This is a genomic window from Terrimonas pollutisoli (assembly GCF_029360765.1).
GTDB lineage: Bacteria > Bacteroidota > Bacteroidia > Chitinophagales > Chitinophagaceae > Terrimonas_B > Terrimonas_B pollutisoli.
Genome location: NZ_JARKNA010000002.1, coordinates 368,281 through 381,634 on the forward strand (window position 1 = coordinate 368,281; position 13,354 = coordinate 381,634).

General features: G+C 42.8%; 7 protein-coding genes. All 7 read left to right on the forward strand.

The window, feature by feature from the left end; genetic code table 11:
* The 7 genes from P2W73_RS05570 to P2W73_RS05600 all read left to right on the forward strand — a co-directional run bounded on the left by P2W73_RS05570 (nt 1) and on the right by P2W73_RS05600 (nt 13,353).
* Nucleotides 1-1,173, forward strand: a complete 1,173-nt coding sequence (locus P2W73_RS05570) for a CaiB/BaiF CoA transferase family protein (RefSeq protein ID WP_276501009.1) — start codon at nt 1-3, stop codon at nt 1,171-1,173.
* A gap of 13 nt (nt 1,174-1,186) precedes the next feature.
* Entirely contained in the window at nt 1,187-2,044 is an 858-nt protein-coding gene (locus tag P2W73_RS05575) for an amidohydrolase family protein (RefSeq protein WP_276501010.1), read from the forward strand.
* A 9-nt stretch (nt 2,045-2,053) separates the two neighbouring features.
* Nucleotides 2,054-3,091, forward strand: a complete 1,038-nt coding sequence (locus P2W73_RS05580; RefSeq protein WP_276501011.1) for an L-rhamnose/proton symporter RhaT — start codon at nt 2,054-2,056, stop codon at nt 3,089-3,091.
* 23 nt (nt 3,092-3,114) lie between these two features.
* Entirely contained in the window at nt 3,115-4,176 is a 1,062-nt protein-coding gene (locus tag P2W73_RS05585; protein ID WP_276501012.1) for a Gfo/Idh/MocA family protein, read from the forward strand.
* Between the two features lie 4 nt (nt 4,177-4,180).
* On the forward strand, nt 4,181-6,907 hold the full coding sequence (locus tag P2W73_RS05590) for an alpha-d-galacturonidase (protein WP_276501013.1): 2,727 nt from the start codon (nt 4,181-4,183) through the stop codon (nt 6,905-6,907).
* 7 nt (nt 6,908-6,914) lie between these two features.
* Nucleotides 6,915-9,749 carry a glycoside hydrolase family 95 protein gene (locus P2W73_RS05595; RefSeq protein ID WP_276501014.1) on the forward strand — a complete coding sequence of 945 codons (2,835 nt, stop codon included), beginning with the start codon at nt 6,915-6,917 and terminating at the stop codon, nt 9,747-9,749.
* A 190-nt stretch (nt 9,750-9,939) separates the two neighbouring features.
* A complete protein-coding gene (locus P2W73_RS05600) occupies nt 9,940-13,353 on the forward strand; it encodes a malectin domain-containing carbohydrate-binding protein (protein WP_276501015.1) in 3,414 nt (1,137 codons plus the stop codon).
* Nucleotide 13,354 lies beyond the last annotated feature (1 nt).

The following is a 13,354-nucleotide window of genomic DNA, read 5'->3' on the forward strand; positions in this document are numbered from 1 at the left end:
ATGAATTTACTGCAAGACATATTAGTAATTGATTTTAGCCAGTTTTTATCAGGCCCATCCGCAGCCCTGCGATTGGCTGATATGGGCGCACAGGTGATCAAAATTGAAAAACCGGGCACAGGTGATATTTGCCGGCAACTATACGTATCGGATGTGATGATAGAAGGTGAGTCAACCATTTTTCATGCGATAAACAGGAATAAGCAGAGTTATGTTGCCGATCTGAAAGATGCAGATGATCTTGAAAAAATAAAGTTATTGTTATCAAAGGCCGATGTAATGATGCATAACTTCAGACCGGGTGTGATGGAAAGGCTGGGCCTGGATTATGCAACAGTGAAAGCGATTAATCCTTCCATCATTTATGCAGAAATAAGCGGCTATGGTTCAGAGGGGCCCTGGAAAGACCTGCCCGGGCAGGATTTATTATTACAGGCTGCCTCCGGATTGACGTGGTTAAGCAATAATAGTAATGAAAATCCAACGCCGATGGGTGTTGCTGCAGTTGATATTTTGGCGGGAACTCATGTAGCCCAGGGTATTCTTGCCTTGTTGTACAAAAGAACTGTCAGTGGTGAAGGCGCATTGGTGCAGGTGAATATGTTTGAGTCAGTGCTCGATTTCCAGTTTGAAGTATTGACCTGCTATTATAATGATGGAAGACAATTACCCGTTCGCAGTGCTATCAATAGCGGGCATGCTTATGTTGCGGCTCCTTATGGTATTTACAAAACAAAAGATGAGTACATTGCGTTGGCGATGACAGACATAGTGAAATTGGGTTTGTTACTGGAATGCGAACCATTAAAAAAATTTACCAATACCAGTGATTGGTTTGATCAGCGGGACGATATTAAAAAAATATTGGCCAATCATTTGGCAAACGATGCCGCTTCATATTGGTTAAGCATATTAGAAAAAGCAGATGTGTGGTGTGCACCTGTTTTAAATTATGATCAATTGGTAAAAGAAGAGGGTTATAAAGTTTTGAATATGGAGATTACCGTGAAAACCAGTAACGGTCTGTCAGTGAAAACGACGAGATGCCCAATCAGGATAGATGGTAAACTGTTGGTGAGTGAGAAAGGGGCCCCACTGTTGGGTGAACACAATGAGGAAATAGATGCGCAATTTGGATTAATAAAAGAAATGCAACCTGTAGTAAAACGCTGATCGTCCCCGGAATATGAAAATTATTGACACACATGTACACGTTTGGAATTTAAATAAAGCTGACTATCCATGGTTGAAGGGAGATAGGTCGATATTAAACAGAACATGGGCGATTGATGAGTTAGAAGAGGAGAGAAAGCAAGCTGGAATTACTGCCGGGGTGTTGGTGCAGGCAAGTGGCAATGTAGAAGATACTGATTTCATGTTGCAGACGGCTTATGAAACAGAGTGGATAAAAGGAGTAGTGTGCTGGCTGCCGCTTACTGATACAACTGCGACACAACGGCTGCTTGAAGAAAGATATTTGAAAGAAAAATATTGCAAAGGAATTCGTCACCAGGTGCATGATGAAAAAGATTCCCGGTGGTTATTACAACCATCGGTGATAGAAAGCCTGAAGTTGTTAGCGGAATATGATATTCCCTACGATATTGTGGGAATTTTGCCGGCGCATATTGAAACTGTGCTGGAGCTGACAGAAAAGTTGCCGGGGTTGAGGATGGTGTTTGATCATCTCAATTGGCCACCGATACCATCGAAAGAGAAGTTTGGCAAATGGGGAGAGTTAATGAGCGTCGCTGCACGGCATAAGAATTTATATGCAAAGATCTCTGGCCTGGGTACGGCATCAGGACAATTTGCAAATAGAACAAAAGAGGATATCAAACCTTATGTCGATTTTGTACTGCAGCATTTTGGTATAGAAAGATGTTTTTGTGGCGGTGATTGGCCAGTATCAAATCTGGCAAATAGCTATACCGAAACCTGGCAAGTAACAAAAGACATCCTGGACGAACTGCTGACAGAGAAGGAACAGAACAAAGTATTATTTGATAACGCAAATAAATTTTACCAATTAGGGCTCAGCTAATACAAAAGCATGGAAGTAGTTAACGGCGTATTGTATCATGCAATCGGCGCCTCGAGCGCCTCACTTTGTTATACCCCTCAAAAGGCTGTGAAAGGGTGGAGTTGGCAAACCTACTGGATGGCCCAGGCATTTATTTGCTGGCTTGTTTTGCCGGTTATCGTTGCTTGTCTTACCATTCCACAATTGGCATTGGTTTTAAAAGAGGCTCCCACTGGTGCTATGCAAAAATCTTTTTTATTCGGCATGGCCTACGGCATAGGAGGTACCGCCTTTGGAATTGCTATCCGTTATGTTGGATTTTCATTGACCTATGCCATTGCAGTAGGCATTAGCTGCGTATTGGGCACTTTGTTACCACCAACTGTCCATGGCACTCTCGGCGAAGTGATGAAAAGTAATGGAGCGGCATACCTGGTAATGGGTGTCATCATGGGGGCCATAGGTATTGCCTTGTGTGGAGTTGCCGGAAGAAATAAAGAAAAAGATATTGAAGCAGGTGAGGGTAATAAATCTGGTTTCTCCTTATCAAAAGGATTACCTCTTTGTTTATTGGCCGGTATTTTATCTGCGATGTACGGGTTCGCTTTAGACCAGGGGCAACCTATTGCCGATGTGGCTGCCAAATATGGAGCCGGTAATTTCCAGGGCAATGTGATCTATCTTTTTTCCAATACCGGCGCCTTTGTCTCAACGATTTTATACTGCCTGTATTTGCACAATAAAGAAAAAACATTTACTCAGTATGGTTCCGCGGGAAGCAATAGTCTTTCTATTAACTATTTTCTTTCTGTGTTAACAGGTTTGTTATGGTATGGTCAATTTTTCTTTTATGGATTGGGCCATGTAAGAATGGGTGCGTATAAGTTTACCAGCTGGGCTATTCATATGATCATGCTGGTACTTTTTAGCTCAGTAGCGGGATTAGTAATGAAAGAATGGAAGCAATGCAGTGCAAAAACAATGCGTTGGTTGTTCCTGGCCTTGTTTGTTTTGCTGGCGGCCATCCTGCTATTGACTTACGGAAATTACCTGGGAGAAGAGAAATGATAAACTAATTAATTGTTGCTTGTATGAATCTTCAAATGCCATCTGAAAAAAGACCAATCTATATAATTGGCGCGGGTGGCATTGTGAATGAAGCTCATTTACCCGCCTACCAGATTGCAGGCTTTAATGTGCAGGGTATTTTTGATATTGATCTGGCAAAGGCAACAGCGACTGCCAATGAATTTTCAATACCGGGAGTATTTCAAAGCCTTGACGAGATGATTGCCAATGCTCCTTCCAATGCTTTGTTTGATGTGGCGGTGCCGGGTTCACAAACGATTCCCATATTGAAGCAGCTGCCATCAAACGCAGCGGTGTTATTGCAAAAGCCGATGGGAGAGAATTTTGAGCAGGCAAAACAAATATTGCACCTGGTGAGGGAGAAGAAGCAATTAGCGGCAATCAATTTCCAGTTACGCTATGCGCCTTATATCCTGGCAGCAAAGAAATTGATCAGTGAAAATAAATTGGGAGAGTTGAATGACATTGAAATAAACGTAAATGTTTATACTCCCTGGCACCTTTGGGATTTTTTGGTAGCGGCTTCAAGAGTGGAAATATTATACCACAGTATTCACTATATAGATCTAATAAGAAACCTGTTAGGTAACCCTGTATCGGTATATGCAAAAACGACCCGGCATCCCTCAACACCGCAATTGGCTTCTGTTCGAAGTAATATTATTATGGATTATGGCGATTTTACCAGGGCCAATATCCTCACCAATCATTGTCATAATTATGGTATGTCCAGGCAGCAATCATATATTAAAATTGAAGGAAGCAAAGGAGCTGTTTTGATAAATTTTGGCGCCCTGATCAATTATCCCCGTGGTGCGGCAGATAGCTTTGAATATGTTTTTTTAAAGGACGGTGAAGAGCCGCAATGGAAGAAAATGGAAATTGAAGGCAGTTGGTTTCCGCATGCTTTTATAGGTAGCATGGCGCAGTTGATGCTGGCTGCTGAAGGTTCGATCAAACGGCCCGACAATAGTGTGGAAGATTGTATTTATACCATGGCTTGCACGGAAGCCGCTTATCTCAGCAGTGAGCAGGGCGGAGTTTTATTACCCGCAATCAATTAATAACGTGAGAAATTTAAAACTGACCATAGTATTGTTGCTGACGCTGAATACAGTTTTTGCCACCAAGAAAATTATTGTTCAAAATAATACAGGTAAAAACTCACCACGTATTCTTTTTGCAATAGAAAAGTTAGAGTCGGCGCTGAAGAAAAACGGCTACGGAGCAATTTTTACCAAACAGAATAATAAGGCACTGGATATTATTTCCATTACGATCAATAGCCAATTAAAAAAAGAAGGATTTGCGCTAAACAAAAACGACAAAGCTTATAGCATCAGCGGTGCTGACGAGTCGGGTGTCTTGTACGGTTGTCTTGCTTTTGCGGAGCAAGTAAACAAAAATAAAAGCCTGCTACCCCAGGGTTTATTTTCTGATGCGCCGGAAATGGTGTTGCGGGGTCAATGTATAGGCTTACAAAAATCAACTTATTTACCCGGAAGGAACGTTTATGAATATCCTTATACACCGCAAACCTTTCCCTGGTTTTACGATAAAAAATTATGGTTCCAGGTACTCGATTCTATGCTGGACAACCGCATGAATTCTTTGTATCTATGGAACGGTCACCCTTTCGCTTCGCTGGTAAAACTCAAAGATTATCCGTATGCGGTGGAAGTAGATGACGTTACGTTTAAAAAGAATGAAGAAATGTACCGCTTTATTACTTCGGAAGCGGACAAAAGAGGTATATGGGTGATACAGATGTTTTATAATATTATCGTGTCAAAACCATTTGCAGAACATCACCAGATAAAAACGCAGGAAAGAGAAAGGCCGATTATACCATTGATTGCTGACTACACACGAAAATCAATTACGGCTTTTGTAGAAAAATATCCGAACGTGGGTTTAATGGTTTGTCTTGGTGAGGCAATGGAGGGAGTGGGCAACGACGATATCGAATGGTTTACCAAAACCATTATCCCCGGTGTGAAAGATGGATTGAAAATGCTGGGAAAAACCGAGGAGCCGCCAATAGTTTTACGGGCACATGATACAGATGCACCGTCCGTGATGAAGGCCGCTTTGCCTTTGTATAAAAATTTATATACCGAAGCGAAGTTCAATGGTGAAGCATTGACCACTCCACGTCCCCGCGGTCAGTGGGCAGCTTTACATCAAACATTAAGTAAGCTGGGGAGTGTGCAGATTGAGAACATCCATATTCTCGCCAACCTTGAACCATTTCGGTATGGCTCCCCTGATTTTATCCAGCAATCTGTTATTGGCATGCATGAGGTGATGGGCGGAAATGGATTGCATTTATATCCGCAGGCTTCCTATTGGGACTGGCCCTACACGGCCGATAGTGTAAAAGCCCGCCCGGATGACCCGGTCGGACGGGGAAAGCGGTTACTGCAAATTGAAAGAGATTGGATCTGGTACAAAGCCTGGAGCCGTTATGCATGGAAAGCAAAAAGAAACAGGAATGACGAGATCAATTATTGGAGCCAACTATTGGCGCATAAATTTGGTTGCAGTGTCAATGATGGTAAAGCAATTTTGATGGCCTATGAACAGTCGGGTGAGATTGCGCCGAAGTTATTGCGCCGGTTTGGTATCACTGATGGCAACAGGCAGACACTAACACTCGGAATGCTGATGACACAATTGATCAATCCCTATCGCTACGGCTTATTTACATTACTATATGAAGGAGAAAGCCCGGAAGGTGAGATGCTGATCGACTATGCCGATAAAGAATGGAAAAAGCAAGCGCATATTGGTGAAACACCGGTCCAAATCATCAATGAGGTAAAGCAGCAAAGTGATAAAGCTGTTACGGCGATAGAAGCAATAGCCCCAAAAATAACAAAGAATAAAGACGAGTTTAATCGGTTAAAAAATGACATGCGTTGCTATAAAGCCATGGCATATCATTTTGCTGATAAGACTACAGCAGCATTACAGGTGCTGAAGTATAAATATTCTGGCGTAGTCGCCGATCTGGAAAAAGCTTTGCCTGTTCTGCAAGAGAGTGTTGAACATTATAAAGAATTGGTTGACCTGACAAAAGGCAGCTACCTGTATGCAAACAGCATGCAAACGCAACAGCGAAAAATACCCATGAGGGGAGTGGACGGTACGTTCAAACACTGGCAGGAAATGTTGCCGGTTTTCCAGGGGGAGGTCGATATTTTCAAAAGAAAAATTGATTCGCTGAGAAATTTAAAAACAGGAGCCGTTGTAAAAAAAGAGTCTTTAAAAAATGCTGCTGTAAAAAGGATCGGTTCAGCGGACGCTATCTATTCCATTGAAACGGGCGCCAAAATTTTTGCAGACACCAACCTGGTAATTACATCTTATGCCGATGAGTTGAAAGATCTGCAGGGGGTAAAACTCTCTCTAAAAGATCAATTGAAAGAAAATACTTCAATCTCGTTTACATCAACAACGCCCATAAATATTTTAATAGGATACTTCAACCCGCAACGGGCGGCTTTTTCAAAAGACAGTTTTTTTCTAAAAGCTCCGGAACTGGAAACGAACGCCAGCGCCAATGATTATGGACAGGCTGAAGTAAAAATTGCAAATGCTGTGGTGATTAGAGGAATGCCGCCTGTTAATATTCACAGCTATAGTTTTCCTGCTGGCAGCAATGAATTGAAATTAGGAAAAGGCCTTTGCCTGGTTGTTGGCTTTATAGATGGCAATAAGGACATCCAACCCTCCGATGCAGGTCTAATAGAGGGGGGAATTAAAAAAGAAATAGATTGGTTATTTGAATAAGATGGCTATGCAACAAATAAAGTATTTTTTACTGGTGACATTGGCATTGCTTGTACAAGGCCTTTGTGCGCAGGATCTGAAACTCTGGTATAAACAGCCTGCTGCAAAATGGACAGAGGCGTTACCGGTTGGCAATGGAAGAATCGGCGCCATGATCTTTGGTGGCGTAGAACGGGACAGAATCCAGTTTAATGAAGAAACCTTATGGACAGGTGGTCCAAGACAATACAGTCGCCCCGGTGCTTACCGCTATTTAGATACCATTCGTCAATTATTGTTTGAAGGAAAACAAAAAGAAGCGGAAGCATTGGCGGAAAAAGAATTCATGGGGTTAAAAAGTGATGCAGGAAAAAAAGAAGATTGGATTAAAGAGGTTTTACAGAACAAAGAAGTTGCAGCGGAAAATTTTAATGACAGTAAATGGAAAGCGATGACCGTCCCTTCCTACGAAGGATGGGAAGCTGTGGGTTTTGAAGGACTGGATGGAGCAGTATGGGTAAGAACAAGTTTTGAACTGCCCGCTTCGTGGACTGGCAAGGACATTGTTTTGGATTTAAACCGTATCCGTGACCAGGACTTTACCTATGTTAACGGGAAACTGGTTGGATCACAGGATAATAGTGAATCAAGAAGATACAGTATACCCCATACTGTTTTACATCCCGGCAAAAATGTGATTGCCGTGCAGGTGTTGAACTTTTTTGATAAAGGTGGTATCATGGGGTATAAGGACACCGCTCGCCATATTGGAGTCTATCCGGTCAACGATGAAGTAGCAAAGATTTCCCTGAATGGTCAATGGAAATATTTTATTCAAAATGATGAACCACCTGTTGCCGGAGCTTACCAGGCAAGTTATCAGCCTTTCGGGGACCTGGAATTGCAATTTAAAAATGCTGCGCCAGCGACTGATTACAAAAGGGAGTTGGATCTGGTTAATGCTATCGCTACTACTTCTTATAAGGTTAATAATATTCAATACAACCGGGAATATTTTGTAAGCCAGCCCAACCAGGTATTGGCAATAAATATTTCGGCGTCCAAAAAAGCCAGTATTAGTTTCGGGGTATCATTGACCAGCCCACATAAAAACTTTACGGTTAGAAAAGTTGATAAGAACACCCTTGCGCTATCAGTAAAAGTAAGAAATGGATCGCTGCGCGGTGAGAGTTATTTACAGGTAAAAACAGTAGGAGGCAGTATAAAAATTATCGGTGATAACATCAAAGTCGATAATGCAAATGAAGCTACGGTGTATTTAACCGCGGGAACCAATTATAAAAATTATAATGACATTTCAGCAAATCCCGCCTCTCCCTGTATCAATGCCTTGAAAAGTATTGTTTCAAAAAACTATTATCAAATCAAGGCTGCACACATAAAGGAATACCAAAAATATTTCAACACATTTTCAATAAATCTTAATAATCAATCGGAGTCTTCGGAAGCCTCTCCGCCGACTGGCGGAGGAGGTTTGCAGGGGACTGCTTTACCCACCGATGAACGCCTTGCGAAATTTGCTTCTTCCAATGATCCTTCTTTTGTTGCCCTGTATTTGCAATACGGAAGATATTTGTTGATATCTTCGTCCCGTCCCGGCACGAGGCCCGCTAATCTGCAAGGTATTTGGAATGATTTGTTGACACCCCCATGGGGAAGTAAGTACACTACCAATATCAATGCTGAGATGAATTACTGGCCGGCAGAAGCGCTTAACCTTTCTTCATTACATGAACCGTTGTTCAAAATGATAGAGGAATTAGCGGTTACCGGAAAGCAAACTGCCAAAGATCATTACAATGCGCCGGGTTGGGTATTGCATCATAACACCGATTTGTGGCGTGGCACGGCGCCCATCAATGCTGCCAACCATGGTATATGGGTTACCGGTGGCGCCTGGTTATGCCAGCATTTGTGGGAGCATTATTTATTTACCCGGGATAAAAGTTTTTTACAAGGCAGGGCTTATCCTGTTATGAAGGAAGCGGCTCTATTTTTCAACTCATTTCAGACAAAAGATCCGGCTACGGGTTATTTGATCAGTACTCCATCCAATTCACCGGAGCAGGGCGGATTGGTGGCTGGCCCCGCCATGGATCACCAGATCATCCGGGCACTTTTTAAAAATGTGATTAATGCAGCGACGATTTTGAATACGGATGTGACTTTACAACAAACATTGAGCGAAAAGCTAAAACAAATCGCACCAGACCACATTGGAAAATATGGACAATTGCAGGAATGGATGCAGGATGTTGATGATACTACCAATAAGCACCGGCATATCTCGCATTTATGGGCCATGCATCCGGGAAGTGAAATAAACTGGGATGAAACACCGCAACTGATGAAAGCAGCGCAGCAATCCTTGTTGTATCGTGGCGATGCCGCTACGGGATGGAGTCTTGGCTGGAAAATAAATTGCTGGGCACGTTTCAAAGATGGCGATCATGCTTTCTGTTTGATTCAAATGCTTATGAGTCCTGCTAAAAATGGCGCAGGCAGCTATCCTAATTTATTCGATGCGCATCCGCCATTTCAAATTGATGGCAACTTTGGTGGCGCTGCCGGTATCGGTGAGCTATTAATACAAAGCCACACTCAATTCATCGACATACTGCCTGCTTTGCCAGCTGCCTTACCAGCTGGTGAAGTAAAAGGTCTTTGTGCAAGAGGTGGCTTTGTACTGGATATGCAATGGCGCAATGGAAAATTAACCAGGCTGCTGATAAAATCGACTGCCAGCAGTGAACTGCAGGTGCGTTATAATGGGAAAATCATAAATATCAAAACAAGTAAGGGGGGCAGTTATCAATTTGATGGTGAACTTAAAGAATTATAGCAGCCACCTCCCGATCCCGGCGAAATGCCGGGACCATCAAAGGCACAGCCTTTGCTATGCAATAAAACTGATATTTTTTTTACGCCTTATTAATAATGAAGTTCTGCGCTTTAATGATACCCGTCAGAAAGATAGGGCTGTGCCTGGTAAATCCCCTTTAGGGGGTAGGGGGCTTCTGCTCTGTGCCTTCGTGTCTTTGTGGTTCAACTCCCTGTCACAGCGCCAGGATATTTTATTAAACAGTAGTTGGTATAGCATTGCTACATCGGGTGACAAATTGCTTCCGGCCAATTCATATCAATCATCAATCAATAGCAGTTGGGAAAAAGTAAATATTCCGCACAACTGGGACCAGTATGATGGATACAGGCGTTTATTGCACGGCAACCGTCATGGTGATTCGTGGTACCGCAAAACATTTTCTATTACACAAAAGAAAACAAGCAAACGTTTCTTTTTGTTTTTTGAAGGAGTAGGTTCTTATGCGACAGTTTACCTCAACAAGTGCAAGGTCGGTGAACATGCCGGTGGCAGAACCACGTTTACCATTGATGTTACCGATGTGGTTAAAACTGATGGCACCGACAATGAAGTTGCGGTAAGAGCCTATCATCCGTCGAACATCAAAGACCTGCCATGGGTTTGTGGTGGTTGTAGTGAAGAGAGGGGGTTTTCCGAAGGCTCTCAACCAATGGGCATCTTTCGTCCTGTTCATCTGGTCGTTACCGGTGATATTCGCATCGAACCTTTTGGGGTGCATGCATGGGCCGATATCAATAGTGACAAGGCAACATTGTTCATCAATACAACCGTTAAAAATTACTCATCAAAAAAAAGAAATATTCGTTTAGTTCATCAGCTTGTTAACAGGGATGGAAAAATAGTCGCAGAAACAAGTTCAGGAAAAGAATTTTTACCCGGCGATAGCATCACTATTTCTCAAAATCCTCAGCTTATTATTTCCGGGTTTTATTCCTGGTCAGTTGAAGATCCATATCTCTACAAAATTGTTTCGGTAATTAAGGAAAACAATATCGTTATTGATAAGCAGGAAACGGATTTCGGTTTTCGCACCATTAACTGGCGCACATCAACCAATCAATTTTACCTGAATGATAAGCCTGTTTTTATTAATGGTGTCGCGGAGTATGAGCATTTGCTTGGTCAATCACATGCTTTTAGCAATGAACAGGTGATAGCACGAATGAAATGGTTACAGGCTGCTGGCTTCAATGCTTTTCGTGACGGGCATCAGCCACATAATTTATTGTATGGAAAGCTCTGCAATCAACTGGGCATTCTTTGGTGGACGCAACTTTCCGCCCATGTCTGGTATGATTCACCGGCATTCAGAAAGCAGTTCAAGGAGCTGCTAAAAGAATGGGTGATTGAAAGAAGAAATGATCCGGCAGTTGTTTTGTGGGGCTTACAGAACGAGAGTAAGCTGCCTGAAGATTTTGCCAAAGAGTGTACGGAGCTGATCCGTTCGCTGGATCCTACTGCCTCATCACAGCGACTGGTTACTACCTGCAATGGTGGCAGCGGAATCGATTGGGATGTGCCCCAAAACTGGACCGGTACTTACGGAGGCGATCCAACAACTTATGCGAGTGATTTGAAGAAGCAAGTTTTAGTAGGCGAATATGGCGCCTGGCGAACGCTGGATTTACACAGCGAAGGAGGGTTTATACAAAACGGGATTTACAGTGAGGACCGGATGACGCAACTGATGGAACAGAAGATCCGGCTGGCAGAATCAGTGAAAGATAGTGTAGCGGGTCATTTTTTCTGGTTGCTCACTTCACATGACAATCCCGGTCGTGTGCAGGGTGGCGAAGGCTTGCGGGAGTTGGATAGAATTGGCCCTGTTAACTACAAAGGCTTATTGACGCCCTGGGAAGAACCGACCGACGCCTTTTACATGTATCGCAGCAATTACGCATCGAAGGAAAAAGAGCCCATGCTGTACATTGTTTCCCACACCTGGCCCAATCGCTGGATGCAGGGTGGGATCAAAGACAGTTTTTATGTTTATTCCAACTGCGATGAGGTGGAGTTGTTCAATGATATCGATAACTTGTCATTAGGCAAACGGAAAAGAAATGGCGTCGGCACGCATTTTCAATGGGATCAGGTTGGAATAAAATATAACCTGTTATATGCGGTTGGTTATGTCAATGGAAAAATTGTAGCAAAAGATACTATCGTATTAAATCATTTGCCACAATCACCCAACTTTAATCAACTTTTTATCGAATCAAAACCGCTGACAAAACCCCAGGCAGGTTATAATTATATCTACCGTATCAACTGTGGTGGGCCGGATTATCAAGACATGAATGGAAATCACTGGAGAGCAGATAAAGGTTTTGCTGAATCATGGACAAAAGATTTTCCCGGCATGCCCGCTGAGTTTGCCAGCCAGCGAAGAACTTTTTCTCCTGTCAAAGGTTCAAAGGATTGGAAGTTGTTTCAAACATTCCGGTATGGCCGCGACAAACTCCGGTATGAATTTCCGCTTTCGGATGGCGAATACCTGGTAGAACTTTATTTTATAGAACCATGGTGGGGAATTGGCGGTGGTGCAAAGGCAAAAGGCTTGCGCATTTTTGATGTGGCTATTAACGGAAAAACGGTTTTAGATGATTTGGACATCTGGAACGAAGCAGGAACAAACCGGGCTTTAAAGAAAGTTGTGATGGCAAAAATAACGGGTGGCAAAATGATTGTATCGTTCCCGGAAGTTAAAGCCGGGCAGGCGCTGATTTCTGCTATTGCCATCGCTTCACTCAACCGGCAAATCAAAGCTCCGCAACCTTCTTCACTGGTTACTGATTTATCCTGCAACGGCTGTAGCTTGCAAAGCTGGATGGATATAGGCGATAAGCCATTTGCCGATGCGGACATACAGTTTAACTCGCTTCCATCCAATCTTTACGGGGCAGATTGGCTCCGGTCTACAAAGCAGCCATCAGGAAAAAAGATTTCATTTACTATAAAGGAGGATGCGGATGTGTTTATCGCTTCCGGTAATGAAAAGCTAAAACCAATCGGTTTTGAAAACACATCGGCTCAAATCATTACCGATGAAAATGCCGGAAAGCATTATACTGTTTTCCGGAAAAGATTTCAGAAAAATACAAGAGTTGAACTTGAGGATTCTTTACTGGTCATGCTATTGCCTGTCACTACTATGCAGCCCGCTTATGATCTGAAACCGGTAACGCAGTATAAAACTAATGTTGCCAGGTTGACTGACGGTGTTAAAAAAGAACAATTTGCAGGAAGAGAGTGTGCCGTTGTTAAAATAAATAACCAGGTGCTGGTAGAATGGCCGATTCAAACTGGTGTGGCCGATATTTATTCAATCACCCTAAAATATTTTTATGGATCTAAAACGCCAGTTGCTGGTAGGTTACAGTTGATTGGAGCAGGTAACACCATGATGCTGGATGAAGCAGTTCATTTTAGTTTTACAAATCCTGGTAAATGGAACCAGTTTACCATCAATACAGGGAATATGATCAATGCGGGGAATTATATAGTGAGATTAGTAATAGACAGGGCCAATGGACTGGCCATCTCGGGCATAGATATTCAATAAC

What these genes read in the sequence shown, in the direction of transcription:
- P2W73_RS05570 (WP_276501009.1), top strand. Translation starts at nt 1, where the DNA reads ATGAATTTACTGCAAGACATATTAGTAATTGATTTTAGCCAGTTTTTA.
- P2W73_RS05575 (WP_276501010.1), top strand. Translation starts at nt 1,187, where the DNA reads ATGAAAATTATTGACACACATGTACACGTTTGGAATTTAAATAAAGCT.
- P2W73_RS05580 (WP_276501011.1), top strand. Translation starts at nt 2,054, where the DNA reads ATGGAAGTAGTTAACGGCGTATTGTATCATGCAATCGGCGCCTCGAGC.
- P2W73_RS05585 (WP_276501012.1), top strand. Translation starts at nt 3,115, where the DNA reads ATGAATCTTCAAATGCCATCTGAAAAAAGACCAATCTATATAATTGGC.
- P2W73_RS05595 (WP_276501014.1), top strand. Translation starts at nt 6,915, where the DNA reads ATGCAACAAATAAAGTATTTTTTACTGGTGACATTGGCATTGCTTGTA.